Genomic DNA, 25,092 nt, shown 5'->3' with positions numbered 1-25,092 from the left:
AGGATGGCCGGCCGTTTGGCGGGCCATCCTCAGTCGGTTTACCGGTTGCCGTCCAGCACCGGTGGCGCCATGCCGACATAGGTCGCGGCGGCCTTCTCGCCGAGCACCGCGACGTCCAGGGTGCAGGTGTCGAGCCACTCCTGCGCGACCTTGGCCTGCAGGCAGACGTTCTGTGCCCGCTGGCGCAGCTCAGGGTCGAGGTCGCGGGCGAGGAACGGCTCTGCCGGGTTGCCGGAGGCGACCGGCGCGCACAGCGCGAGCAGTGTCCTCATTGGAGAGACCCGCCAGCTCTCGCCGAACTTGCGATACAGGTCCTCGAACGAGATGGGTACGGTGAACCGGGTGCCGTCTCTGGCTTCGAGCGCGTCGGGCTTGTTGTCGGGGTTGCCCAGCAGACCGCGCACCCGCACCGGCCACGTCCCGAGGCCGACCGACATATCGATGTAGCCACTGTTGACGGTGACGCGGATGCTGTTGCCGGTCTGGTCGCTGACGAAATACACGTTGCCGACGCGATGGATGTCCACTCCGGACGGCAGCGACAGCGACTTGCCGGACGGGAGTTCGGCGGACTGTCCATCCACGACAAGCCGCTGCCCGTCGCACAGCGCCACCCTGGTGCTGCCCATCCGCGTGGCCACCGACTGGTTGACCGACGTGTTCGGCCAGGTCGGCGCGCCGGACACCTTGCGGGTCTGCACCTCGAACGAGCTGCCGACCTGTGCCTCGACAAAGTCTCCCGAGGCCTGGAAGTCATACAGCAGACCGCCGAACGTGTGTTGATGGGTGTCACCGATCACCGCGGCCGCCGCGCAGTTGGTCACCGCACCACCGGCCGTGTTCTCCAGGAAGATGACGGCCGGTCCCGGCGGAGTGAAGGCCGGCCTGGGCGTGCCGAAGTTGAGGTTGTTGGTCTCACCCGTGAAGCCCTCGGCCGCACAGATCGGCGCTGCCGTGCCGCCGTAGTGGATTCTCGTGCGGACGTTGAGCGACGCGCCGGGGTTGAAGGTGGCCGCGTGGCCGTAGGCGAAGCCGAACACATTGAACTCGGCCTTGGTCCAACCCGCGGCGGCGCCGACGGCGTTGGATCCGGGCGTGCTGTAGGCCGTGCCTCCCACGAGCAGTATGACGCTGTCGCTGGTCGTGGTCACATGGCCGGACAGCCGGAGATTGCCCAGGTTGGTGATCGGCTGGTTGGGTACCCTCACGGCCCCCGGACTGTTCTTGTAACAGTAGATGTCCGGGTCGCCCGCGAAGGAGAACGTGAACCACGTCGCGTCCGGGCAAGCGGCGTTGTAGCGCAGCAGCCAATACTGGATGAACACGCTTCCGCTGGCGCCGTCGTTGGAAAACACGAACTGCTCCCAGCCCTGGCATCCCGGGTTGGGCGAACCGGCACACGCCGCGCTCGTGAAGAAGTTGGTGTTGAGCTGGAGCGAATAGGCGTTGGCGACCGGCGCCCCGAACTCGGTGGTGGGCGAGCTCTCGCTCGTCACGTTCATGATGTTCTCGAACGAGCCGAACGCCTCGGTGATGTTCCCGCCCGGCGACTGCGCCGAGATGGAGTTGCCATTGCCCACGACCAGCGGCCGCAGTCTGCGCTTTGGCGCCATCGGGGTCGACGGCGTGGACACGCACTTGGTCTCGTGCCACGTTAGTTGCGGGTAGTTCGCGGTGAAGCATCCGTTGGCGGACGGGTGCGAGACTTGCGCGAGTTTCGTCTCCCACGCCTTCAGGTTCGCCTCCGTCGGAGGCGCGCTCTGTGCCGTGCCGGCCTGCGCGCCCACCGACAGCAACACCGCCAGTACCGTGGCACCAACCAACCTGTGCGTTGTTCTTCGCGTTGACATCGGCTGACTCCATTTCGGACAGTCGGGCGGGGACGCCCGCTCATCGATGAAGTCATCCTTGCCGTGCGCAGGTCGCGTCGAACGATCTGCGAACGAATCGCGGAGGAACTGCGAAGCCCGCGCGGGTTACGTCAGCACCGGCAGGGCATCCGTGCCGTGCTGGACGAAACCACGTGCGCCGTAGTAGAAGCTCAGTTGCGCGCTCGGGTCCAGGCGCAGGCCGGGGCAGGCGGCAAGCAGCGTGGTCAGGGCCGCGACGACCTCGATGCGGGCCAGCGGGGCGCCGACGCAGAAATGCGGGCCGAGGCCGAAGCCCAGATGCGCGCCGGCGCGCCGGTCCAGCTGGAACGTGCCCGGGTCGGCATAGACGTCCTCGTCGTAGTGCGCGGAGGCGACGCACAGGTACACCATGCTGCCGGCGGCAAGGGCGGTCCCGGCGATCTCGGTGTCGCGCATGATCAGGCGGTAGAGCCCCGCCGACGGGTTGGCCCACCGGAACGCCTCGTCGATCGCGGCCTCGGTCAGGCGGCTGTCCGCCCGCACCCGTGCCAGCGCGTCCGGGTGCAGCAGCAGCGCGGAGACCGTCGCCGACATCATCTGGATCGTGGTCTCCAGCCCGCCCAGCAGCAGGCTCACCACCGATGCCGTGACGGCTTCGGCAGAATAGGCGTCCTCCGCCTCGAACGCCCGGATGATCTCGCCCAGCATGTTGTCGCCGCCGGTGTGCCGCTCCCGCTCGACCAGACCGGACGTGTACTCGCTCAACTGGGCATATGCCTTGAGCCCGGGGCCGGTCGCGGCCTCGTCCATCGGCGAGCCCAGCATCGTCACGATCGCGCGCACCCACGCCAGACCCTGATCGCCCAGCTCGTTCGGGATACCAAGGAGAGTGAGAAAGACCTCCATCGGGTACCGGGCGATAGCCTGCTCGATCAGCTCGACCTCGCCCATCGTGGCGAGCCGGCCGAAGGTGCGTTCGGCGATGGGCGCGACGGCCTGGGCATATTTCGCGCTCGCGCTGGCGCTGAAGAAGCGGTTGTGTATGCGCCGCAGGCGTTGGTGATCCGCCCCGTCAAGCGAGACCATCGCCCCGTGCATCGGGCCCATGCCGTAAAACCGTGTGCTGAACGTCGCCGTGTCGCGCAGCGCGGCGGTCACATCCCTGTGCCGCAACACCACCGGCGCGTTCATCAGCTCATCGAACACCACCGGCTCCCGCTGCCCGATCGCCGCGAGCGTGCGCCCCAGCGCGTCGGGTGAGGAGAATCGTTGCGCGAAAGCACTTTCTGCCGCCGAGATCGTCACGCGTCGATTACAGCCGCTACCCGCGTGGCCGGGTAGCGAAGCGACGGATGTCCGACACCCAAAGAGTCCACCTGTCCGGCAGATCCCGGGGGTTTTAGGCAGGGTGCAAAGGGTTTGCCGCCCATGGCGCCGGTGGAAGTGTGGGTCGGGCAACTCGGCCGCTGCTGTCAAGGGCGGCCACCGAGTCGACTCGCCACCACGGAGGGAGATTGGCGTGAGGTTGACAATGAGACAACGATGGGGACTTGCCACGGTCATCGTGGCGTTGCTGGCGCCTTGGCCGGCGACATCCGCCGGCGCGTCGGCACAGTCTGATCACGAGGTGCTGACCGCGCTGGCTCACCGGTATCTCCATGACCGCGCCACGCGTGTCACCGCCGGCTTCGTACCGCTCGACGCCGCGAACCGGGCGGTGCTCACCGGAGTCGGAGCCGCGCGGGCGTTCTCGCAGCGGATCGCCGCCGAGACCGCCGAGTTGGACCGGCTGCGGGCGAGGTTCGCCGCCACACTGACGGAGTTCAGCCACGCCCAGGTCACCATCGAGCACGCCGAGACCACGGTCGCCGGAGGCGTCGCCGAGTTGCGGCTGACCGAGACGACCGACCTGTATCTGGCGGCCAGGGGACGCTCGGCCGACGCGCCGAGCGCCACGAGCTATCGGCTCGGCCACACGCTGCGGTTCGACCGCTCGGGTGGCGCGTGGCTGTTATCGGCCGACGTGCTGCGCCTTCCGCAGGATGCCCTGGACCCCATTCCGTACGTCAATGCTCAGAAGAGTGACCCACCCGCACGGCAGGAGAAGCCAACCGGGCCTGGGATTCCGGCCGGCATGGTGGCGGCGACGCCGGACGGGCCGCGCAAGCCCCGCGCCGCCACCGATCAGCTGACGCCCGCCGCGCCGTTCAACCGGCAGGCCGCAGTCGACTACGCCAAGCGCTGGGCCAAGGACCGAAACCTGTTCGAATACAACGTCTACGGCAACGACTGTGCCAACTTCCTGTCGCAGATCTTCCGCAACGGGGGCTGGACCAACGTCGGTTCGATCAACGAGCCGGATGGTCCCGACAAGTGGTGGATCAATTATCCGAGCATCTACCCGACGGACAGCCGGACCTGGCCGATTTCACACGAACTCGCCGCCTTCGGCTGGTACTACTCGCAGCGCCTGAGGCCTTACGCCAACGAGCCGGCCAGGCAAGGAGACGCCATCTTCGCGGACTGGGACAACGCCAGCGGGGCCCCGGGCACCGACCAGCACCTTGACCACTCCATGTTCATCACCGCACTGCTCGACCCGTGGGACTGGGAGGGAATCTTCGTCAGCTACCACACCGTCGATCAGCTCAATATCTCGATGGGAGCCGTCGTCGAGAAGGTTCGGGCGCGCGGAAACCCCAGTTTCGGCGGCGTCTACTACTTCATGGACACCCGCTGATGAGGGGGAACTCCAACATGTTGCGTGCCGTATCAATGGCAGCCCTGCTTTTCCTGAGCCTGATCGCCGCGCCCTCAGCGGCAGCCCAGCCCGACCGGCCGTTCGCCGACGACAGCAGACTACCGTCGATCGGCACGCGGACACCGATCACCATGAACGCCCACGCGGCTCCCCGGCCCGTGGTCTGTGATGGAGACGGCGTGACCGGCAAGCGGGTCCAACTCCTCTACGTCCACGGCGACGACCAACCCAGCCGATACACCCAGATCGTCGGCACGTTCCAAAGTTATGCCTCCGACACCGATGACGCGTTCGTGGAGGCGGCCCGGCGCCTGGGCGGCGGCGTGCGGCACGTCCGCTATGTCACGGGCCCGGATTGCCGGCCCACCGTTGACCAGGTGCCCGTCCCGTCCTTCGCCCTGCCCCGGTTCGGGTCGATCGCTCTCGCGCTGCGAAACGCCGGCTACAACCGGGTGGATCGCAAGTATGTGGTGTGGGCCGAATCGACGGAGGCGGGCTGCGCCGCCGCGGGCACCGACGACGAGCGGCCGGGCCCGGACAACCCGATCAATAGCGGGCCGCACTATGCGGTGCTGAGCTCGGGCTGCTGGGGGGGATGGGACTTCCTGGGCCACGAACTCCTCCACGTCCTGGGGGCGGTCGGGGCCGGCGCGCCGCATGGCAACGGCGGCGGCGGTCACTGCTGGGATCAGCGCGACGTCATGTGCTATGACGACACCGGATCCCATCCGGAGAACGTGCGGCAGATCTGCGCCGGCATGAAATATCAGCTCGACTGCAACGGTGACGACTATTTCCACACCAGCCCGGCCGCGGGAACCTACCTCGCCACCCACTGGAATGTCGCCAACAGCGAGTTCCTGATCAGGAGCGGCCCGTCCTACCCGGTCGGTGCGATCACCGGGCTGGACGGCAAGTGCATAGACGTTGCCAACTCCGGCACCGGCAACGGCACGCGGATCCAGCTGTGGGGCTGCAACGGTACCAATGCGCAACGATGGACGTGGCGCGACGGCACGCTGAGCGCCCTTGGCAAGTGCCTGGATGTCGTCAGTTCGGGAACCGTCAACGGCACTCGGATTCACCTGTGGGACTGCAACGGCAGCGGCGCCCAGAGATGGGAGGCCGCACCCAACGGGGCATTGCGCAACCCACAGTCCGGGCGGTGTCTCGACGCCAGATACAACGGCGTGAACGATGACATCCCGTTGCAGATCTGGGACTGCCGAGCGGACATGAACCAGCGCTGGACGCTTCCCGCCTAGCTCACCGGAATGTCGGACCGAACAATTTGGGGGCCCCAAGGGTTGCTCTAGTCGACCCTTGGGGTCTTTCCCAGTGGCGCCAGTCTATTTCAGACTACCGGGGCACACCCTGTCGCGTGCATCGCGCGCAGATTTGCCATTTGCCACTGGAGGCAGTCATGGCCCAAGCACAACCCCCACCCACGGGACGACGAGGGAGGTTCAGCCGGCGCCGGTTCATCGGCGGTGTCGGGGCGGGCGTCGCAGGTGCGGTCGTCCTGAACGACGTCGAGGCACGAGCGTCGCAAGTGGAGGGTCCGGTGGTCACGGCCGCGCCGGATCCGAGATTCAGCCGGATGTTCGAGCTGCCGGCGTTCGCCAACCCCACGTCCTCGGCCGTGCGGGCGGCGATGAACGACATCGGCAAGCTCGGCGGGCTCCTCGACGCGAGGGATCCGCTGCACGAGGGCCCGATCCGGCTCATCACCAACCCCGAGCTGAGCCCCAACAACCGCGACAACCTGCTCACCGGCATGACCGCGGGCACCACATTCGTCGGCCAGTTCATCGACCACGATGTCACGTTCGACGCGCAGTCGCCGCTGGGCGTGGTCACCGAGCCGACGGCCACGAGCAACACCCGGGACACCCGGCTCGACCTGGACTCCGTGTACGGCGGCGGACCCTCGGCGAGCCCCCAGCTGTACAGCTCCGCCGACCGGGCCAAGTTCCGGATCGAAAGCGGCGGCCTGTTCGAGGACCTGCCGCGCACGAGCAGCCAGACCGCGATCATCGCGGACCCGCGCAACGACGAGAACATGATGATCTCCGGGCTGCACGCCGCGTTCCTGTTGGCGCACAACCGGACCGTGGACTTCCGGCGGGCCAACAACCTGGCTGGCGACGTGTGGTTCCATTCGCGGCGCACCATCATCCACCACTACCAATGGATTGTGGTGAACGAGTTCCTCCCGCAGATCTGCGGCCGGGCCCTGGTCGACGACATCCTGCGCAACGGACTCAGGTGGTACCGCTTCAGCCGTCCCACGATGCCGGTCGAGTTCCAGACCGGCGTGTACCGCATGGGCCACTCGCTGGTCCGCCCCTCCTACCGGGCCAACCTGCTCGGCGACCGCGACGCCAACGGCGCGCCGGCACCGTTTTTCGGGTTCATTTTCGACCCGGCGGGGGAGTCGCAGAGCGACCCGATCGATCTGCGCGGGCGCAGACGTGCGCGCCGCAGGTTCATCGGCTGGCAGACGTTCTTCGACTTCGGCGGGGATCAGACCCAGCACGTGCGGCCCAACAAGCGCATCGACACCAGCATCTCCACCCCCCTGTTCCGTCTTCCCCTGCAGGCCATCGCGAGCGGTGACCCGCCCGTCTCCCTGCCCCAGCGCAACCTGCTGCGCCATCTGACCTGGTCGTTGCCATCCGGCCAGCGGATCGCCGCGGCCACCGGCTCGCCGGTGCTCGGCTCGGCCTCGTTCCCGGAACTTCGGCCCTACGGCCTGGGTCTGGATGCGAGCACCCCGCTGTGGTACTACGTGCTGCGCGAGGCGTCGGTGTTCAACGACGGGCTGCGGCTCGGCCCGGTCGGCGGCCGCATCGTCGCCGAGACGCTCATCGGCCTGCTGCGCATGGACGAATTTTCCTACCTCAACTCGGGTTTCCGGCCTTCGCTGCCGAGCCAGACGCCCGGCGACTTCAAGCTGACCGACCTGCTGCGCTGGGCGCGGGTTGATCCCGCGAGCCGCGGCCAGTAGGGCACGCGCACGGTGTGGGCCGCCCCGCTTGGCGGGCAGGGCGGCCCGTACCGGAAAATATTCAGTTGTTATTTACCGATCGCCGGGTCCACCTTGCTGTCGGTCTCGCCGACGGAGGCGACGCCGTTCACCCGGCCACCGAAGCATCCGGGAGCGATGGCGGTGCCGTTCGTGTAGCCCTGCACGCCCGAGATCCAGCTGCCGGAGACGTTGCCCGCGTATTGCAGGCCGGCCGCGGTGTTGTAGCTCCAGACGATGACGTTGCCGACCTGGAACCACCGTCCATTGTGGCTCGCGCCGCTCCACGTGCCGTCCGCGTTGAACGTCTGGGTGAACGAGCCGGTGATGCTGCCGTCGCAGCCCCAGTCGGTGGTCAGGAACCAGGTGCCGAGGATCTGGACGCTCGGGCTCTGCACGCCCGGCGCTGCCGCTGCGCCTGTGATGGCGTCCGGCCCCTTGCTCGCGGCGGCGCCGCTTGTGGTGGCGACAAGCCCGATTCCGGCCAGGAGCACGGTGGCCGCGGTGATGCCGGCCAGCCTGTTGCGCAGCTTGGAGATGCTCACGTACTTTCCCCGCCCTTCGTTGAGGTGTAATGCTTGCGTTCCGGTCAGGAACCCTGCGAGGAATGTATTTACATGCATCCAATTTATGAACATGATTGGCTACTTTGCGACAGAAGCGGTGCTACGCCTTGGTAGGGCTTGTGATCAGGCGGCGCGCCATGGCAGCGGGTGGCTGCACGGTTCCCATCTCATAGTTGCTCAGCATCACCACGTTCCATTCGCTGTCGGGGAACGTGTCCAAAGTGGTCGAAGCGCCCGGCGAACCGCCGCCGTGGCCGAGCGTGAGCTGACCGCCGGGGAAAGCGGCAATGGGCCCGTATGCCTGGAACGCCGTGAACGAGGCCGGCAACGGGAACTTCGGCGCGAGCATGATGCGGGTGTGCGAGCGGTCGAGCAGCCGCTCGCCCAGCAGCGCCGCCGCGAAGCGCTGCATATCGGCGCATGTGGACAGTGCGTCACCGGCGGGTGTGCCGATGAACAGGCCCCGGTCGACGATGTCCACCCGGTCGCCCGACGGCTGTTTGGCGTAGGGCCGGGCGATGCGCGGGTCGTCGCGCCGCTGCGGTCTGGTGTAGAAGCCGGTGCTCGCCATGCCGGCCGGGCGGAAGATGTTGTCCCGCACATAGTCGTAATAGGACTGCCCGGACGCCGCGGCGACGATCTCGCCGAGCAGGTGGAATCCCGAATTGCTGTACTGCGAGGCGGATCCCGGCACGAACGCGGGTCGCATCTCCCGGATGATCCCGGTGATCCCGGACATGACCTGCTCCACCGTCGTCCACGTGGCGGCTTGCTCCCAGAATCCCGGAGACTGATGGTGGTCGCCCAACCCGGAGGAGTGCGTCAGCAGATGGTGGATGGTCACGCGATCGGCCGTCTCGGCCGGGAAGGAGGGCAGGTGCGCACCGACCTTGTCCTGAAAGGACAGCCGGCGGCGCTGTGCCAGTTGCGCGATGGCGACCGAGGTGAACAGCTTCGTCACCGACGCCAGCGCGAATATCGTGTCTGGACCGTTGGGAATGGACAGTTGCTTGTTCGCCATGCCGTGCCAGCGGTGCAGGACCGGACGCCCGCGATGGGTCAGCAGGACCGTGCCGGAGAAAGCGTCGGCGGCGGCGCGCTCGGCGATGAACCGGTCCAGCGCGCCGCCGGGCTTGAGGTCGTCGGGGATGCGCCCGTGCTGAGCCGGGCTGGCGCTGCAGGCGACGAACGGGACAGCACCGGCGAGTGCGAGCATGGATCGTCGAGTCGTCATGTACGCCAGTTGTACCGGCGGGGTGGGATGGGCGGCCGATGGTGCGACCATATGCCGCCCATATACATCGCGACTATGCCGCGGCTGCCGCGGCGACGATGTGGCCGAACGCGCGCATGCCGTTCGCGTTGGGGTGCAACGGCGCGGCGATGGACGTGGGCACGAAGCCCTCCAGCCATCGGTCGGTCGCCAAGGCACACGTGTCATGCCCGGCGCCCGGGGTGCGGATGTCCACATAGGTCGCTCCGGCCGCTGCCGCCTCACGCGCCGTGAGCTGGTTCAGATAGTCCACCTTGGATTGCACGTAATTGGCGTCGATCGGCAACAGCGGCTGTACCGGCCAGCACCCGTTGCGCCGCACGTAAAGCCCATACCCCACAACGAAAACCCGCGCCTGCGGAGCACGTGCCCGGATGCCCGCCAGCACGGCCCGCAGCTTCGGCGCGTACGCGTCGATGCGCTGGTTCACCAGGTCCACGCCATCCACGACGTTGTCGTAATAGCACGGCCGGTCGAACGGGTTGAGCCGCACACATGACTCGCCCAGCGCGATCAGGCTTGTGTCGTTGCCCCCGATGGAGAGCGTGACGAGCGTCGTGTCCGGTGTGAGCGCGTCGAACTGCGGGGGCACGCCGCTTTGCGACTGCGTCATGTGGTCGGTCTTGGCCCCGCTGCAGGTGACGTCGCGCAGCACCGCGACGCCCAGCAGCGACGCCGCCACGTGGGGGTAGTTGCGGGCTGAACGCCAGCACGGGTCGAGCGTGAGCTGGGGCAGGATGCCGGGCCCGGCCGCGGACGAGTCGCCCAGGGCCACATAGACCTCGCCGGCGGCGTGTGCGGGCGGCGCCAGGGCGAGCGTGGAGACAAGGAGGGTTGCCGCGGTGGCAAGCGCCAGCCGCGCGGTTCTGGGGTCCATCGAGCCTCCTGAAAAGTTCGGGGGTTGAGCACTATAATGGACCGCTGTCAATGCGATGGGAAGCCGCGATTCCCGCCTGCGCGCGTCCGCCGGGATCTAGGCTGAGGGCTGATGACCACACCAGATCGGTGAAGGAGCAGCCCAATGGCTATGCGGCTCAACCCGTACATCAGCTTCAAAGACGACGCGCGGCAGGCGATGGAGTTCTACAAGTCGGTCTTCGGCGGTGAACTCAAAATGAACACCTTCGGGGAGTACGGCACCGAGGGCGCAGAGGCCAACAAGATCATGCACGCACAGCTGGAGACCGACCGCGGCTTCACCCTGATGGGAGCCGACACGCCCGAGGAGATGGGGCACAGGCCCGGCAGCCAGATCTCCATCAGCCTCAGCGGCGAGGACGCCGACACGCTGCGCGGTTACTGGGAGAAGCTGTCCGCGGGCGGCACCGTGGCGATGCCGCTAGAGAAGCAGATGTGGGGCGACGAGTTCGGCATGTGCAGCGACAAGTTCGGCATCACCTGGATGGTGGACATCACGCAGGGCTAGCGCGTCGCCCTCAAGGGCGGACCGTCCGCGGCTTGCTTTCGCAGGAGCAAGCATCAGCGCCTCCTGCAGGCCCTTGCTGGCCAAGCAGTCGGCTCGCTCGTTGTCGGGGTGCCCCGCGTGGCCCTTCACCCAGAGCCACTCGACCTCGTGCCGGGCGACGGCCGTGTCCAGGCGCACCCACAGATCGGCGTTCTTCACCGGCTCGCGGGCCGACGTCTGCCAGCCGTTGCGCTTCCAGCGCGGCAGCCACTGGGTGATGCCGTTACGCACATAGGTGCTGTCGGTGTGCAGGCGCACCACCGACGGGCGGGTCAGGCTCTCCAGCGCGACGATGGGTGCGGTCAGCTCCATGCGGTTGTTTGTCGTGATGCTGGGCTCGCCACCGCACAACTCCTTCTCGTGCTCGCCGTAGCGCAGCAGCACGCCCCAGCCGCCGGGCCCGGGATTGGGGGAGCATGCCCCATCGGTGTAGATCTCGACCGCACGTGGTTGCACCGGGACAGCGTAGCCTCAGGGCATGCGGGTGTTCCTCTTCACGCTCGTCATCTTGATCACCGCATGTGACGGCGCACCGGCACCGGTTGCGCCGGTGGTGCCGTCGGGCTCGGTGAGCTGGAAGGCGCTGCCGTCGGCTCCGTCGGCGCGCACCGAAGTCGCCGCCGCGGCTGTTGGATCGAAGATCTATGTGATCGGTGGGTACCGGGCGGGCGGCGGCACCGTCGCGACGGTCGAGGTGTTCGACACGGCGGCGGCGCGCTGGGAGCGCGGGCCGGATCTGCCGGTGCCGGTCAACCACGCGATGGCCGCGACCGTGGCTGGCACGGTGTTCGTGTTCGGCGGATACGACTCCGGCGGGCGCGCGTTCGCCGGGGCGTTCAAGCTCACCGAGCAGGGATGGCGGTCCATTGCGGACATGCCTTCCCCGCGTGCGGCGGCCACGGCGGCCGTCGTGGACGGGCGGGTGTATGTCGCGGGCGGGGTGGCCGGGCAAGGGTCGCTGGCCGCGGACATGCTCGTGTATGAAGCGGCCGCCGACCGCTGGACCACCGCGCCGGGCCTGCCGACGCCGCGCGAACACTTGGGCGGGGCCGCTTTCGATAAACGGGTTTATGCGGTCGGTGGCCGTACCGGGGCGGGAAACCTTGCCACGCTTGAGGTTTTTGATGTGGGTACGAAACAGTGGTCCGCGCTCGCGCCGATGCCCACCCCGCGCGGCGGCATGTCGGCGGCCGCGACGTGCACCGGCAGGATCGTCGCGGTCGGCGGGGAGGCGCAGGACACGTTCGAGGAGGTCGAGATGTTCGACCCGGCCACGGGCACGTGGCAGTCCCTGCCCGCACTGCCGACGCCCAGGCACGGCCTCGGCGTGGTCACGGTCGGCACCGTGCTCTACACCCTCGCGGGCGGGCCCAAGCCCGGCCTGCATGTCGCCGACACCACCGAGGCCATCGACCTGGCGGGCCTCGGCGCGTGCTGACCGGTCTCCGGTCCGGGCGGCCGCCAGGTCCTCATCGCCGACCCGGCCGGCAACCTGATCGAACTTTTCCAGCCCGCTCGGCGAAACTGATGTCCGGTGTAGGCGTGCGGCTCCGACGTCCCCGGTGAGAGAGTTCAGAGTGGAAGGGGAAAGATCGTGAAGTACATGATCATGCTGTACGCCTCGCAGAAGGACTACGACATGATGGCGGGCAAGCCCGGCGGCACGCCAGGCTGGAGCGCCGAGGACGTCGCGGCGATGCACGAGTTCATGCGGCAGTGGAACCAGGAGCTGGTCGATTCGGGGGAGTTCGTCGAGGCGCACGGGCTGACGGCGCCGGTGCACGCCCGCCGGATCCACGGGCTCAAGGACGGCGTGCCGGTGGTGACCGACGGGCCCTACGCGGAGACGCAGGAGGTGCTGGCCGGTTACAACATCGTCGAGTGCGAGAGCTTCGACCGCGCGACTGAGATCGCCGCCCGGGTGACGCAGTGCCCGTATCCGCAGGGTGCGTCGATGGAAGGCGCGTATGTGGACGTCCGCCCGGTCGCCGACCACGGCCCGGACGACTTCGACATCTAGGGCTGGCGGAGCATGCCGCGCACCGAGCTGGAGGACCTGCTGCGCCAGTGTGCGCCGCAGGTCCTGGGCGCGCTGGTGCGCCGCTACGGCCACTTCGACACCGCCGAGGACGCGGTTGCGGAAGCCCTGCTCGCGGCAGCCACCCAGTGGCCGGAGCAGGGCACGCCGGACGATCCGCGTGCCTGGCTGATCCGGGTGGCGTCGCGGCGCCTGACCGACCTGTTGCGCAGTGAGCAGGCGCGCAGGCAGCGCGAGGACACGGTCGCCCGCTGGGCGCTCGCTGAGCCGGCCGAGCCCGCGCCCGACGCCGACGACACGCTGATCCTGCTGTTCATGTGCTGCCATCCGGCCCTGTCGTCGGCGTCGCAGATCGCACTCACCCTGCGTGCCGTGGGAGGCCTGGGCACCGCCGAGATCGCGCGGGCGTTTCTCGTGCCCGAGGCGACGATGACGCGCCGGATCACGCGTGCCAAGAAGAGCATCAAGGACAGCGGCATCCCGTTTCGGATGCCGAGCCCGGCGGAGCGCGCCGACCGGTTGGGCGCGGTCCTGCACGTGCTCTATTTGATTTTCAATGAGGGGTACGCGACCACCTCCGGGCCGTCCCTTCACCGCAGTGAGCTCTCGTCGGAGGCGATTGGCCTGGCGCGCTTGGTTTACCGGCTGCTGCCGGGCGAGGGTGAGGTCGCCGGGCTGCTCGCGTTGATGCTGCTGACAGACGCGCGAAGGCCCGCGCGCACCGGACCGGACGGCGCGCTGATTCCCATGGCCGAGCAGGACCGCAGCCTGTGGAACTCTTCATATATCGCGGAAGGTGTTGCCCTGATCAGTGAGGCGCTGCCGCGCGGTGGGGCCGGACCCTACCTGCTCCAGGCGGCCATCTCCGCGCTGCACGACGAGGCGCCGACGGCCGACGACACGGACTGGCCGCAAATCCGCGCGCTGTATGAGGTACTGCTGAAAATTTCGGCAAATCCCATGGTCGAGTTGAACCATGCCGTCGCGGTGGCGATGGTCGATGGCCCGCACGCGGGCCTGGAGCTGGCCAACCGGCTGGACAAGGACCTCGCACAGGACCATCGGCTGCATGCGGTCCGGGCCCACCTGCTGGAGATGGCCGGATCGCGGGAGGCGGCGCGGGAGTCTTATCTGGCGGCCGCCCGGCTCACCTCCAGCCTGCCGCAGCAGAGATATCTGCACTCAAGAGTCGCTCGACTTGACGTCCCGGAATAGTTCCGGAAGCATTTCGAGGCGGAGCCGTTTTGCGCACGGGGCATCCAACCCAACCCCGTGGAGGCATTTCTCATGCGCAAACGCAGTGTTCTCATGGGCCTGGCGGCCGCCTGCGCCGTCGCGGCCGCGACCTTCGTCGTCACCGGCAGCGGGCCAGCCGTGGCCCAGCAGGCCGGCGGCTTCAACTTCACCCAGCCACAAAACGTCGCCACCGGACTGGTCGCGCCGTGGGGCCTGGCTTTCCTCCCGGACGGGAGCGCGCTGGTGTCCGAACGCGACAGTGCCCGGCTGCTGCAGTTGCGGGCCGGCCAGGCGCCGCAGGTGCTTGGCACCATCCCGGGCGTCGTGCCGGGCGGCGAGGGCGGGTTGATGGGCTTGGCCGTGTCGCCCACCTATGCGACGGACCAGTGGGTGTATGCCATGTTCACCGCCGCGTCGGACAACCGGATCGTGCGCTTCCGGCTGAACGCGTTGAACAGTCCGCAGGTGGTCCTGTCGGGCATCGGCAAGGCGAGCTTCCACAATGGAGGCCGCATCGCGTTCGGGCCGGACGGCATGCTCTACGCCGGTGTCGGAGACGCGGGCAACACGTCCAGCGCGCAGAACACCTCCAGCCTCAACGGCAAGATCCTGCGCATGACCCCGACCGGTGGGGTGCCGTCGGGCAACCCGTTCAACTCGCTCGTGTACAGCTACGGGCATCGCAATGTGCAAGGCTTGGCGTGGGACGCGCAAAATCGCTTGTATGCCACCGAGTTCGGGCAGAACGCGACCGACGAGATCAACATGATCGTGGCGGGTGGGAACTACGGTTGGCCGACGTGCGAGGGCACGTGCAGCAATCCGTCGTTCCGCAACCCCATCGTCACGTGGTCGACGGCGCAGGCGTCTCCGAGCGGGCTCGCGTTCGCCAACGGCCACCTGTTCGCGGCGGCTCTTCGGGGCCAACGGCTGTGGGTCGTCCCGCTGAATTCCAGCGGCGGCGCCGGTACCCCCATAGCAGAATTGCAGGGCCAGATGGGACGGCTTCGGGCCGTCGCGCGCGGGCCGGATGGCTGGCTCTGGGTGGCGACCAGCAACCGTGACGGCCGTGGCACGCCCGGCGCACAGGACGACCGCGTCGTGCGCTTCCCGCCCGTGACCTCATCGCCGTCGCCGTCGATCTCACCCTCGCAGTCCCCGTCGCCATCGCCGTCTCCGTCCGTGTCGCCCTCACCCTCGCCCAGCCCGCAGCCGGGCGGATGCGCGGCCACATACACCGTCGGGAACCAGTGGCAGGGCAACTTCCAGGGCAACGTGACGGTGCGCAACACCGGCTCCACCACGACCAACAGTTGGACGGTCACCTGGACATTCCAAAATGGACAGGTCATCTCGCAACTGTGGGGCGGTGACTGGAGCCAGAACGGCGGCAACGTCACCGTGCGCAACCTCAACTGGAACGCCAACATCCCGGCCGGCGGGACCATCTCGTTCGGCTTCATCGCTAGCTGGAACGGCACCAACGGCCAGCCCACCAACGTCACCTGCACCCGCACCTGACACCACACGCGACCGTCCGGCTCCGCGGTTGTGCCGCGGAGCCGGACCCGCCGGTCAGTGGGACATGGCGGCGAGCATGCTGGGGTCGTAAGAGCCGCCCCGGTTGCGCAGGATGACGTTGCCCCGGTTGGCGGCGTTGATCATGGCGATCACCCAGATCAGTGCGACGATCTGGTCGTCGTCGTAGTGTTGGCGTATCTGGGCCCAGGTCTCGTCGGACACGCCGTGGTGATGGTCGGCGAGGCGGGTGCCTTCCTCGGCGAGCGCCAGCGCGGCCCGTTCGGCGTCGCTGAATACGGTGGACTCGCGCCAGACGGAGACCAGGTGGAGCCGGATCGCGCTTTCCCCGGCGGCCGTGGCTTCCTTGGTGTGCATGTCGACGCAGAGGCCGCAGCCGTTGATCTGGCTGACGCGCAGCATCACCAGCTCCCGTGTCGTCTTGGGCAGCGGCGACTGCTCGATGACCTGGCCGACACCGTGCATCCGCTTGGCGATCTTGGCTCCGAGCTCGTTGGCCATGAGGTTGATTCGAGGTTCCATGCTTCGTCCTTACTCGTGCTTACTCCTACGGCGTGCTTACGACATGGAGATGCCGCCGCCCCGAACGCTGTGACAGCCCGGCCATGTGACGTGCTCCACCGATCGTTGGTGTCACAAAGCCGTGGGAACCGGCGTCTTGTGTGGCACGGTCAAAAGCGAACAGGCAGGAGCCAGCAGCCATGAGCGAACCAGGCCGGACGGATTCGGCTACCGAGGCGTTCGTCGCCCATCGCAACCTGCTCTTCACGGTCGCCTACGAGATGCTCGGCTCGGCCGCCGACGCCGAAGACGTCCTGCAGGAGACGTGGCTGCGGTGGGTGGGCGTCGAGCTCGACACGGTGCGGGATCAGCGTGCCTACCTGGTCCGGATCACCACCCGGCAGGCGCTGACCCGGCTGCGGACGCTGCGCCGGCGCAAGGAGTCCTACGTCGGGCCGTGGTTGCCCGAGCCGCTGCTGACCTCGCCCGACGTGGCCGAGGACGTGGAGCTGGCCGACAGCGTGTCGATGGCGATGCTGCTGGTGCTGGAGACGCTCACGCCGACCGAGCGGGCGGTGTTCGTGCTGCGCGAGGTGTTCGATCTGAACTATGACGAGATCGCCGAGGCCGTCGACAAGAGCCCGACCGCGGTCCGCCAGATCGCCCACCGGGCGCGGGCACACGTCGCCGCGCGCCGCCCGCGCGGGACTGTTTCCGCGGCCCAGACCCGAGACGCGCTTGAGGCGTTCCAACGGGCGGCCGAAACGGGAGATCTGCAGGGCCTGCTCGACATCCTCGCGCCCGATGTCGTCTTCCTGGGTGACGGCGGCGGGATCAAACAGGCGGTGCCGAAGCCCATTGTGGGGGCCGACAGGGTGGCTCGCCTGATGAGCACCGGCCTGGGCAAGAACGCCGCCGTGATATCGATGCAGCCGGCACAGGTCAACGGCTACCCGGCGCTGATCCTGCGGCTCAACGGCGAGCTCGACACCGTCCTGGCGGTGCGCATCGACGACGGTCTCATCACCGGGCTTTACGCCGTGCGCAACCCGGAGAAGCTGTCGCACATGCGGCACGAGACCGCCCTTAGCCGCTGAGCGGGGGCACGCTCGCTAGGCCTCGCGCGTGGCGAGCGTGCCGACCACCGGTGCGGGATGGCCGGAGGCGAGCTTTTGCGCGATGTCGTCGCGCGTGTCGAGCGCGCGCCGCCAGCCGACCACGTCGGCCGCGAACCACGATTCCGTGTCACCATCCGGGTCCGCGCTGGCCGCCTCGACCGTCCAAGGACGACGGAGCAGCACCCGCGCCGGGATCGCGAGCAGCATCAGCAGCACGACCACCAACACGTCCACGATAAGCAACACGAGCGGCAGCAGCACAAACCAGAACAGCACCCCGAACAGCACCATCCCGACGATCACTGCGATCACGGCGAGGATGTCGTCGCCGAACGCGGGCACGAAGTCCCCGACACCGTCGCCCCAGCCGGAGGACCGCCGCTTGCGCCGCCAGCCGCCGAACTGGCGGGCGAGTGCCCGCCAGCGCGGCTGCCACACCACCCGTACGGCCCAGCCTCGACCCTCGGGGGTGGTCACGTTGACCGTTCGCATACCGCGCAACGGTATCGGACACGGTCAACTGAGCATGTTGAGGATCACCTGAGCGCGGTAGGTCAGGATCGCTCGCGCCTCCGGTGAGACGTCATCGTGGCGCAGGAGCGCGATGAAGCGCTCCAATCCGTGCTCCCCGCCCTGGTTGAGCGCCGCCCGCAGCCGGTGCCGAATCGGGCCCGACACGTGTTCGTCGACGAGCGCCCGCAACGCTTCGATGCTGCCCGGCGCCCAATAGTCCGGCACCGGCACCCGCTGCCAGTCCACATCGGACCCGAGGTAGAAGCTCGTGTACGACGGCTGGTTGTACGTGGTCTGCTGCCGTGCGACCTCGGCCCGATACTGGACGTCGTGCATCAGTGTGTACATCTTGCGGCTCGTGAGCTCCGTGCTGACATACACCCGGATCGCCGTGCTGTCGGTCGTGCGCACGAGCAATTCCTCCCGCCAGTCGCCGAGCACGTCGGCGACCAGTCCCGGGTTGCCCTTGGTGTGGTTGTTCGTCAGCGTGCCCGTGGCCGTGAGCACCGTCCCGCGCTTCCAGTCGTCGATGGTCGGGGTCACGGCGATCGAGCCGTTGACGATCTGCGTGGTCATGTCGCCGGCCCAGCGGATGCTCTGGTTCGTGCCGGGGGTCGCGTCACCGAGCCGCTGCCCGCCCGCGGTCCACAGGCCCATGCCCGTGTTGGCCCAAGCCTCCAGGCCCGGGTGCTCGGGCAGGATGTCGCCCACCATGCCCCGCCCGGTGTCGCGGCCGGAGTAGGTACCGAATAGAACTTGACCGGTCGCGGCGTCGCGCATGGCATGCCCATACGGGGCGAACCTGCCGCCCTCGTGCACCATGTAGACCTCCAACCCGGGCCGCGCCGGGTCGATGTCGGTCACGTGCATGGCGTCGCCGTGCCCGACCCGGGCCATCTCGCCGGGCGTCGCGCTCTCGGGCGGCATGAGCCCGAACGAGCTGTACAGCAGGTCGCCGTCGTGGTCGATGGTGGCCCCGCCGTACACGATCTCCTGCTTGCCGTCGCCGTCCACGTCGGCCACGCTCAGCGAGTGCGCGCCCTGCGTGGTAATGGTGGCAAAGCGCGGGTCCGTGCCGTCCCGGCCGTGTGGGCCGTCGTTGAACGGGTTGGTCATCGGGGTCCAGCCACTGTCCACAAACCACTGTTCGCGCAGCCGCTTGCCGTCCCAGTGGTAGGCCACGAGCGTCGTGCGGGTGTAGTAGCCGCGGGCGAACACCGCCGACGGGCGTTTGCCGTCCAGGTAGGCCACGGTGGCGAGGAACCGGTCGACGCGGTTGCCGGGCTCGATGCGCGACATCGCATAGTCGCCCCACATCATCCCGTCGTCGTGGCGGCCCGGCTTGTAGCGGATGGTCTCCAGCTCCCGCCCGGTCGCGCCCTCGAACACGGTCAGGTACTCCGGCCCCGACAAAATGAAACCTTCAAATGCCCGCAAGTTGTTGCGGGTGCTGCGGGCCGGTGCGTATACGTCCATGAAGTAGTCGGTCAGCGCGACCGCGTCCTCACGCGACAGTGGGTAGGTGTATTGCGGCTCGATCCCGAAGGCCTGTTCGAGGGTTGCCGGCCAGTGCCCGGCCACGACCTCGGGGTGGGCATGCCATCCCTGGAACATGCGCACCACGTGTTCGTGATAGGTCTGCCGGCTCACGCGATAGTCGTCGGTGTGGGAGAACCCGGCCCGCACGTCCTCGCGCGGCATCGTGATGTGGCGGCCGCCGACGTTGGTGCCCGGCGCGGTTTTGAGCATCAGCTCGCTGCGCCCGTCGCCGTCGAAGTCGTAGACCAGGAATTGGGTGTAGTGCGCTCCTGCGCGGATATTGACCCCGAGATCGATGCGGTACAGCAGCGTGCCGTCCAGCCGATAGGTGTCGAGGTACACCGGGCCGGTGTAGCCGATCTGCGACACGTCTTTGGAGTTCGAGGGATCCCATTTCACGACGAACTCGTAGCGCCCGTCGCCGTCCATGTCGCCGACGCTGATGTCGTTGGCCGAGTAGGTGTATGCCTCGCCGGCGGGTGTCACGCCGTCGGCGGGCTTGCGCAGCGGCAGATCATAGTATCCGGCCGTCCACGGCGAGACTTGCGCGCTCACGTCGACTTCAACGCCACCGACGACCGCGGCGACCTTGTACGAGGCGGGTTCGGAAAAGGCGTCCAGATAGTTGGTGCTCTCGGTGACGGTGGCGATGCGAGAACCATTGCGGTACACGTGAAATGCCGGGCCGGCCATGCCGGTGGCGGTGCGCCCGGTGATCTCGTAGCCGAGCAGGCGCCAGCTCAGGAACACACCCTGCGGGGTGGAAACGGCGACGAGCCCGCGGTCCAGGTGTTCCAATTGCACGGCCCGTGGGCGATGCCTGTCCGCGTCGGCCAGGGCCGGTGCGCTAGCGGGTAATGGCACGACAAGCAGGGCGGCGCACGCGCCCGTGACGAGTGCTTTCCTATATGTACTCATTCCACACTCCGCTCTGTGAAACGTTTCAATAGAGCGGGAGTCTATCAAGCACTTAGATGCCTTAGCTAGGCCGAGTTTACGAGCCGGTCAGGGCCGTCAGATAGCTGTGCGCCCAGCGTTGAACGTCGTGCGCGTGCACGTGCCTTCGCATGGCGCGCATGCGTTTGCGGTTGTCGGCCGGGTCGGCCTCCAGCGCCTGGATGAACGTATCCTTCGTGCCGTCCACGTCGTGCGGGTTTACCAGATAGGCATGTTTCAGCTCTGCGGCCGAGCCGGCGAACTCGCTGAGGATGAGCGCGCCGCCGCCATCCACCCGCGCGGCAACATATTCCTTGGCGAGCAGGTTCATCCCGTCGCGCAGCGGCGTCACCGCCATGACATCAGCTGCTCTATACAGCGCGACGAGCTCCGGCGGTTTGATTGCTTGATTTAGATAGTGTACGGCGGCAGCGCCCAGCTTCCCGAAGTCCCCATTGATCCGGCCCACTTCGCGCTCGATCCGCTCGGCAAGGTCGCGGTAGTGCCCGACCCGCTGCCTGCTCGGCACGGCGACCTGCACCATCACCGTGTCGGTGACCTTGATCCGGCCATCCGCGAGCAGTTCGCGGTACACCTTAAGTCTTTGTTCAATGCCCTTGATGTAGTCCAGGCGATCGACGGCCAGGATGACCCGGGCAGGGTCGCCCAGATCAGCCCGCAGCTGCTTGGCGCGGGCAATTGTGCGCGGATTGCGGGCCAGCGTCTCGACCTCGGCCACATTGATGGAGATCGGGAACGCGCCGGTGCGGATGAGCCGTCCTTCATACTCGATGCCGCGGTGGGTGTTGCGGGCGCGCAGCGCATGGCCCGCCAGCCAGGCGAAGTTGCGTGCGCCGCCCGGCCGCTGAAAGCCCACCAGATCGGCCCCGAGCAGGCCCTCAAGCAGCTCCACACGGCGCGGCAGCTGCATGAACAGCTCGCCGGGCGGGAACGAGACGTGCATGAAGAACCCGATGCGCAGGTCGGGGCGCATCCGGCGGAGCATGGCCGGCACGAGCTGCAGGTGATAGTCCTGCACCCACACGACCGCGCCCTTGGCGGCCACGCGCGCGGTCGCCTCGGCGAAGCGCTGGTTGACCCGGTGATAGGCCTCCCACCAACGCCGGTGATGCGCGGGCTGCTCGACCGCGTCGTGGTAGAGCGGCCACAGTGTGGAGTTGGCGAAGCCCTCGTAATAGTCCTCATAGTCCGCAGTGGACAGCGGCACAGGATGCAGGTGCATCCCGTCGAGGTCGGGCAGTTTCGTCGGCGTATCGTCGACCCGGCCGGACCAGCCGACCCACGCCGCCGCCGTATCGCGCAAAATCGGGTGCATCGCCCGCACGAGGCCACCATTGTCGCGACGCCACTCCGTGACCCCGTCCGGCGTGACGGTCCCGTCGATCGGAAGCCGGCTGGACACCACAACTAACGAACTGGTCAGCATCGACGTTTCCATCCCGGATCATTGTCTTTGTCCGTTTGCTGAGGACGTTCATACCAAGCCATCATTAACTGGGTGTTACATCCGGCGTTGCCTCCGCCTCAGCGTGTCGCTACTGCCCGTTATCCTACCGGGACAGATGGTATTGAAGTGTGCCACTTCGCAAACAGCCAGCTACCCCAGCGCCAGCTGGCCAGATCATCCAATGTCCGACCCGAGGACGAAGATCCGCTCCGCGGCCCGATATCGGCAAGGTGACCAGGTTGGTGGGCAGTCAGCCGGACCGGCCGTCCTCGCCTATTGCCGTTGGCGTATCGTCGACCGCCTTCGCCGGCCCCAGGCTGTGTAAACCTAACTCCGTTGAGGTGCCTGGCCTTCGAGTAGGGATCTGACCTCGTCGGCGGCGGGCATGCCGAGTTGTTGGTAGATGGCGAGCGCCTCGTCCAGGCTGGCCTCGCTCTGCTCGGGCAGGCCAAGATCGCGGTAGAGCAGGCCGAGGTGGCGCAGATCGAGGGCCTGCATGGAGTAGTCGCGCAGCTCGCGGTGGACGGCGAGGGCCTGCTCGAAGTGGCGGACGGCGTCGTGGTGCTGCGCGACGGCGTGGTAGGCCTGCCCGAGGCAGCTCAGCGTCAGGGCCTCGCCCCAGCGGTCGCCGATCTCGCGCCGGATCTCAAGTGCGGCAAGGAAATGATCGCGCGCGCTAGGGTACCGGCAATCTTTGAGATCCTCTTCGCCCAGGTTGCAGATGGTGATGGCCTCGCCCCAGCGGTCGCCGACCTCGCGCCGGATTTCCAGCGCCTGGAGCAGGTACTCGCGCGCCTCGCCCGTCCGCTGGCTGTCGCCGCAGACCGCGCCGATTCCGTTGAGCGCCTGGCCTTCGCCCCACCGGTCGCCGATTTCCCGGCTGATGCGCAACGCCTGCTGGTGGTATGCGATGGCCTCGTCGAACCGGCCGCACTCGCGGTGTGCGGTGCCGAGGCTGCTGTGCATGGTGAATTCTGCCCGGCGGTCGCCGCACGCACGAGCGCACGCCAGACCGATGGTGTGCGTGCTGACCCAATCCTCCCAATGCTTTTCCAGGCTGAACAGTCCCCATAGGACGTTGGCCAGCCGCCACCCGAGCGCGTGCTCCTGGTAATCGGCGGCGAGTCTGACCGCCGCGACAAGGTTGCCCCGCTCGACCTCCAGCCAGGCGAGCGCGCCCGCGTGGTCGCGGAAGTGCGGGACGTCGTCGGGCGGCGGTTGGTTTTCCGGCATCGGCGTGCGGCGGCGATGCGGTGTCACGAGCGTGTCCGCCGCGGCCGACGCATACAGGTAGTACCCGAGCAACCGCCGGACCGCCTGGCGCCGTTCGGTTTCGGTGTCGTGCGCGTGCGCCTGCTCGCTGGCGTAGGCGCCGAGCAGGTCGTGGAAGGTGTACCTGCCCATCACATACTCGGTCACCATGTGCGCGCGGGCCAGGTCGGCCAGCAGGAGCCGTGCCTGACCCGGCGTGATTCCCGCCAAATGCGCCGCCGCGCCGATGGTCACGTCGGTCCCGTGATGCAGGCCCAGCAACCGGAACAGCCGCGCGGCCTGTGTGGAAAGTCGTTGGTACGACCAGGAGAGCACGGCACGGACCTGGCTGTACTGCTCACCGCCGTCCATGACGTCCAGCCGCCGCTGCGCGTCGGCCAGCTCGGCGGCGAACGTGGCGAGCGGGAACGTGGGGTGGGCCGCCGCCCGCGCCGCGATGATGGCCAACGCCAACGGTAGCTGCGCGCATCGGCGCACGATGTCGTCGACCGCACCCGGCTCGGCTTCGATCCGAGCGTGACCGAGATGGCTTGCCAACAACCCTCGCGCCTCGTTCATGCTCAGCAGGTCCAGGGTCAGCGGCTGCGCGCCCTCGGTGGCGACCAGTCCGGTCAGCTCGTTGCGGCTCGTGACGATGACGAGGCACCCGCTGCTTCCGGGCAGCAGGGGCCGTACCTGGTCGATGTCGCGGGCGTTGTCGAGCACGATGAGCATCCGCTTGCCCGACAGCAGCGTGCGATACAGGTTCGCCTGCGCGTCGACCCCGGCCGGGATGCGATCCGCCGGGACGGCGAACGCGTCGAGGAACCCGCGGATCGCCTCCATCGGCGTCATGGGCTCCCGGATCGGGTCGAATCCGCGCAGGTTCACAAACAGCTGGCCGTCTGGGAATCGTGCCGCCGCCCGCTGCGCCCATCGCACGGCCAGGGCGGTCTTGCCGATGCCGCCCGTGCCGTGGATGACGGAGATGACGACGGCGTCGTGTCCGGCCGCGTCGACGAGCCGGTCGAGTTCGTCGAGCGCGGCGTCGCGGCCGACGAAGTGGCGCGCCGGCGCGGGAAGCTGCCGCAGGGCCGTGCCCGGTTGACCATGAAGTTGGTGCGACGACACGCCGTCGAACATGGACTTGAGTTCATGATCGACCGCGATAGGGGTGGGGACGGTGTCGCGCAGGAGGGCGGTGTGGAGGTCTTGTAGGTGTTGGCCGGGGTCGATGCCGAGCTCTTCGGCGAGGCGGGTGCGGAGGCGGCCGTAGGCCTGTAGAGCTTCACCTCGTCGCCCTGCGCCGTGCAGGGCGCGCATGAGCAAGCCGACCAGGTGTTCCCGCAATGGGTACGCCGCGACCAACTCGAACAGCTCGCCGACGAGATGCTGATGCCGGCCCTGGCCGAGCTCCAGCTCCAGGCATTCCTCCAGTGTGGACAGTCGCTGCTCGTTGAGCCGTGCGCTGCCCGCCTCGATGACCCGCCCGGTCATGCCCGCCAGCGCCGAACCCTGCCATAGAGCGAGGGCATCGCGCAGCGTCGTGACGGCTTCGGTGAGCCTGCCGGCGTCGCGTTGCTCCCGCCCCGCGGCGATGCTCTCCTCGAAAACCTGGGCGTCGAGCTGACCTGGGTCCAGATGGAGGCGGTAACCGCCCGGCTCGGCGGCGATGAGGTGTTTCCATTTTCCGGTACCGGGCAACTGCGCGCGCAGTTGGGAGACGCAGTTTTGCAGCTGGCGCCCGGCCGTGGCGGGCGGCGCCTCGTCCCACACCGCGTCGATCAGGTGATCGCGGCCGACCACCTGGTTGGGGGAGAGCAGGAGCACCGCGAGGAGCCGGCGCTGCCGCCGCTCGAACGCGTGCGGCTGACCGTCGGCCCCGTAGATCCTGAGCGCACCGAGTATTCGGTATCTCACCGCCAAGAAATCTAGATGAATGGATGTAACAAACGCAATGGCGGGGGGTGTGAAGTGAATGAAAGAACCTGTGCACGCTCGATGAAGACC

The 25,092-nt window shown here is 67.9% G+C and carries 20 protein-coding genes and 1 pseudogene; 10 read left to right on the top strand and 11 right to left on the bottom strand.

Annotation, left to right across the window (positions count from 1 at the left end):
* Nucleotides 1–38: 38 nt before the first annotated feature.
* Both DM816_RS20775 and DM816_RS20770 read right to left on the bottom strand, forming a co-directional pair.
* Nucleotides 39–1,850: a VWD domain-containing protein gene (locus DM816_RS20775; protein ID WP_117211996.1), complete on the bottom strand. Its 1,812-nt coding sequence runs from the start codon at nucleotides 1,848–1,850 to the stop codon at nucleotides 39–41.
* Nucleotides 1,851–1,976: 126 nt separating this feature from the next.
* Nucleotides 1,977–3,155, bottom strand: a complete 1,179-nt coding sequence (locus tag DM816_RS20770; RefSeq protein WP_162907663.1) for a cytochrome P450 — start codon at nucleotides 3,153–3,155, stop codon at nucleotides 1,977–1,979.
* Nucleotides 3,156–3,381: 226 nt separating this feature from the next.
* Between DM816_RS20770 and DM816_RS20765 the strand changes: the two genes are divergently transcribed.
* From DM816_RS20765 to DM816_RS20755, 3 genes are all read left to right on the top strand, one after another.
* Nucleotides 3,382–4,590 (top strand): amidase domain-containing protein, encoded by a 1,209-nt coding sequence (locus tag DM816_RS20765; protein ID WP_117212004.1) that lies wholly within the window; start codon nucleotides 3,382–3,384, stop codon nucleotides 4,588–4,590.
* 35 nt (nucleotides 4,591–4,625) lie between these two features.
* Nucleotides 4,626–5,876 carry an RICIN domain-containing protein gene (locus DM816_RS20760; RefSeq protein ID WP_246002081.1) on the top strand — a complete coding sequence of 417 codons (1,251 nt, stop codon included), beginning with the start codon at nucleotides 4,626–4,628 and terminating at the stop codon, nucleotides 5,874–5,876.
* Between the two features lie 140 nt (nucleotides 5,877–6,016).
* Nucleotides 6,017–7,621: a peroxidase family protein gene (locus DM816_RS20755; protein WP_162907662.1), complete on the top strand. Its 1,605-nt coding sequence runs from the start codon at nucleotides 6,017–6,019 to the stop codon at nucleotides 7,619–7,621.
* 68 nt (nucleotides 7,622–7,689) lie between these two features.
* On the opposite strand, the gene DM816_RS20750 is transcribed toward DM816_RS20755, so the two are convergent.
* The 3 genes from DM816_RS20750 to DM816_RS20740 form a co-directional block, all read right to left on the bottom strand.
* A complete protein-coding gene (locus DM816_RS20750) occupies nucleotides 7,690–8,184 on the bottom strand; it encodes a hypothetical protein (protein WP_117211992.1) in 495 nt (164 codons plus the stop codon).
* A gap of 121 nt (nucleotides 8,185–8,305) precedes the next feature.
* Nucleotides 8,306–9,439: a serine hydrolase domain-containing protein gene (locus DM816_RS20745; RefSeq protein WP_117212003.1), complete on the bottom strand. Its 1,134-nt coding sequence runs from the start codon at nucleotides 9,437–9,439 to the stop codon at nucleotides 8,306–8,308.
* 73 nt (nucleotides 9,440–9,512) lie between these two features.
* Nucleotides 9,513–10,355: an SGNH/GDSL hydrolase family protein gene (locus DM816_RS20740; protein ID WP_117211991.1), complete on the bottom strand. Its 843-nt coding sequence runs from the start codon at nucleotides 10,353–10,355 to the stop codon at nucleotides 9,513–9,515.
* A gap of 144 nt (nucleotides 10,356–10,499) precedes the next feature.
* Between DM816_RS20740 and DM816_RS20735 the strand changes: the two genes are divergently transcribed.
* Nucleotides 10,500–10,904, top strand: coding sequence for a VOC family protein (locus DM816_RS20735; protein ID WP_117211990.1), 405 nt, complete (start codon nucleotides 10,500–10,502; stop codon nucleotides 10,902–10,904).
* Here DM816_RS20735 and rnhA read toward each other — a convergent pair.
* Nucleotides 10,818–11,399, bottom strand: a complete 582-nt coding sequence (rnhA, locus tag DM816_RS20730) for a ribonuclease HI (RefSeq protein WP_117211989.1) — start codon at nucleotides 11,397–11,399, stop codon at nucleotides 10,818–10,820. The genes DM816_RS20735 and rnhA overlap by 87 nt on opposite strands.
* A gap of 22 nt (nucleotides 11,400–11,421) precedes the next feature.
* Here rnhA and DM816_RS20725 point away from each other — a divergent pair, with 22 nt between their 5' ends.
* The 5 genes and pseudogenes from DM816_RS20725 to DM816_RS45870 all read left to right on the top strand — a co-directional run bounded on the left by DM816_RS20725 (nucleotide 11,422) and on the right by DM816_RS45870 (nucleotide 15,738).
* Nucleotides 11,422–12,381 (top strand): Kelch repeat-containing protein, encoded by a 960-nt coding sequence (locus tag DM816_RS20725; RefSeq protein ID WP_117211988.1) that lies wholly within the window; start codon nucleotides 11,422–11,424, stop codon nucleotides 12,379–12,381.
* Between the two features lie 165 nt (nucleotides 12,382–12,546).
* Nucleotides 12,547–12,963 (top strand): YciI family protein, encoded by a 417-nt coding sequence (locus DM816_RS20715; RefSeq protein WP_246002082.1) that lies wholly within the window; start codon nucleotides 12,547–12,549, stop codon nucleotides 12,961–12,963.
* Between the two features lie 12 nt (nucleotides 12,964–12,975).
* Nucleotides 12,976–14,196: an RNA polymerase sigma factor gene (locus DM816_RS20710; protein ID WP_117211986.1), complete on the top strand. Its 1,221-nt coding sequence runs from the start codon at nucleotides 12,976–12,978 to the stop codon at nucleotides 14,194–14,196.
* Between the two features lie 42 nt (nucleotides 14,197–14,238).
* Nucleotides 14,239–15,324 (top strand): annotated as a pseudogene (locus DM816_RS20705) (PQQ-dependent sugar dehydrogenase); the annotation flags it as partial.
* Entirely contained in the window at nucleotides 15,319–15,738 is a 420-nt protein-coding gene (locus tag DM816_RS45870; RefSeq protein WP_425455259.1) for a cellulose binding domain-containing protein, read from the top strand. The pseudogene DM816_RS20705 and the gene DM816_RS45870, both read left to right, overlap by 6 nt.
* Before the next feature lie 54 nt (nucleotides 15,739–15,792).
* Here the strand turns inward: DM816_RS45870 and DM816_RS20700 are convergent, their stop codons facing one another.
* Nucleotides 15,793–16,278 (bottom strand): carboxymuconolactone decarboxylase family protein, encoded by a 486-nt coding sequence (locus DM816_RS20700; RefSeq protein WP_117211984.1) that lies wholly within the window; start codon nucleotides 16,276–16,278, stop codon nucleotides 15,793–15,795.
* A 179-nt stretch (nucleotides 16,279–16,457) separates the two neighbouring features.
* On the opposite strand from DM816_RS20700, the gene DM816_RS20695 reads away from it, so the two are divergent.
* Nucleotides 16,458–17,354, top strand: a complete 897-nt coding sequence (locus tag DM816_RS20695; protein WP_117211983.1) for an RNA polymerase sigma-70 factor — start codon at nucleotides 16,458–16,460, stop codon at nucleotides 17,352–17,354.
* A gap of 15 nt (nucleotides 17,355–17,369) precedes the next feature.
* Here the strand turns inward: DM816_RS20695 and DM816_RS20690 are convergent, their stop codons facing one another.
* The 4 genes from DM816_RS20690 to DM816_RS20675 all read right to left on the bottom strand — a co-directional run bounded on the left by DM816_RS20690 (nucleotide 17,370) and on the right by DM816_RS20675 (nucleotide 25,002).
* A complete protein-coding gene (locus DM816_RS20690) occupies nucleotides 17,370–17,867 on the bottom strand; it encodes a hypothetical protein (protein WP_117211982.1) in 498 nt (165 codons plus the stop codon).
* Nucleotides 17,868–17,891: 24 nt separating this feature from the next.
* Nucleotides 17,892–20,345: a rhamnogalacturonan lyase gene (locus DM816_RS20685; protein WP_117211981.1), complete on the bottom strand. Its 2,454-nt coding sequence runs from the start codon at nucleotides 20,343–20,345 to the stop codon at nucleotides 17,892–17,894.
* Between the two features lie 76 nt (nucleotides 20,346–20,421).
* On the bottom strand, nucleotides 20,422–21,810 hold the full coding sequence (locus tag DM816_RS20680) for an alpha,alpha-trehalose-phosphate synthase (UDP-forming) (protein WP_117212002.1): 1,389 nt from the start codon (nucleotides 21,808–21,810) through the stop codon (nucleotides 20,422–20,424).
* A 348-nt stretch (nucleotides 21,811–22,158) separates the two neighbouring features.
* A complete protein-coding gene (locus DM816_RS20675; RefSeq protein WP_162907661.1) occupies nucleotides 22,159–25,002 on the bottom strand; it encodes an AfsR/SARP family transcriptional regulator in 2,844 nt (947 codons plus the stop codon).
* Nucleotides 25,003–25,092 lie beyond the last annotated feature (90 nt).

Origin of the sequence: Allorhizocola rhizosphaerae, assembly GCF_003426775.1 — a bacterium.
Lineage (GTDB): Bacteria > Actinomycetota > Actinomycetes > Mycobacteriales > Micromonosporaceae > Allorhizocola > Allorhizocola rhizosphaerae.
Note: the sequence above shows the minus strand (reverse complement) of the source record. Positions and strands in the feature narration are given on the sequence as shown.

Excerpts from the sequence above, each read along its gene's own strand:
- DM816_RS20735 (WP_117211990.1), top strand. The coding sequence starts at position 10,500 with ATGGCTATGCGGCTCAACCCGTACATCAGCTTCAAAGACGACGCGCGG.
- DM816_RS20700 (WP_117211984.1), bottom strand. The coding sequence starts at position 16,278 with ATGGAACCTCGAATCAACCTCATGGCCAACGAGCTCGGAGCCAAGATC.
- DM816_RS20740 (WP_117211991.1), bottom strand. The coding sequence starts at position 10,355 with ATGGACCCCAGAACCGCGCGGCTGGCGCTTGCCACCGCGGCAACCCTC.
- DM816_RS20695 (WP_117211983.1), top strand. The coding sequence starts at position 16,458 with ATGAGCGAACCAGGCCGGACGGATTCGGCTACCGAGGCGTTCGTCGCC.
- DM816_RS20680 (WP_117212002.1), bottom strand. The coding sequence starts at position 21,810 with ATGCTGACCAGTTCGTTAGTTGTGGTGTCCAGCCGGCTTCCGATCGAC.
- DM816_RS20760 (WP_246002081.1), top strand. The coding sequence starts at position 4,626 with ATGGCAGCCCTGCTTTTCCTGAGCCTGATCGCCGCGCCCTCAGCGGCA.
- DM816_RS20685 (WP_117211981.1), bottom strand. The coding sequence starts at position 20,345 with ATGAGTACATATAGGAAAGCACTCGTCACGGGCGCGTGCGCCGCCCTG.
- DM816_RS20765 (WP_117212004.1), top strand. The coding sequence starts at position 3,382 with ATGAGACAACGATGGGGACTTGCCACGGTCATCGTGGCGTTGCTGGCG.
- DM816_RS20725 (WP_117211988.1), top strand. The coding sequence starts at position 11,422 with ATGCGGGTGTTCCTCTTCACGCTCGTCATCTTGATCACCGCATGTGAC.
- DM816_RS20710 (WP_117211986.1), top strand. The coding sequence starts at position 12,976 with ATGCCGCGCACCGAGCTGGAGGACCTGCTGCGCCAGTGTGCGCCGCAG.
- DM816_RS20745 (WP_117212003.1), bottom strand. The coding sequence starts at position 9,439 with ATGACGACTCGACGATCCATGCTCGCACTCGCCGGTGCTGTCCCGTTC.
- DM816_RS20715 (WP_246002082.1), top strand. The coding sequence starts at position 12,547 with ATGATCATGCTGTACGCCTCGCAGAAGGACTACGACATGATGGCGGGC.
- DM816_RS20775 (WP_117211996.1), bottom strand. The coding sequence starts at position 1,850 with ATGTCAACGCGAAGAACAACGCACAGGTTGGTTGGTGCCACGGTACTG.
- DM816_RS20690 (WP_117211982.1), bottom strand. The coding sequence starts at position 17,867 with ATGCGAACGGTCAACGTGACCACCCCCGAGGGTCGAGGCTGGGCCGTA.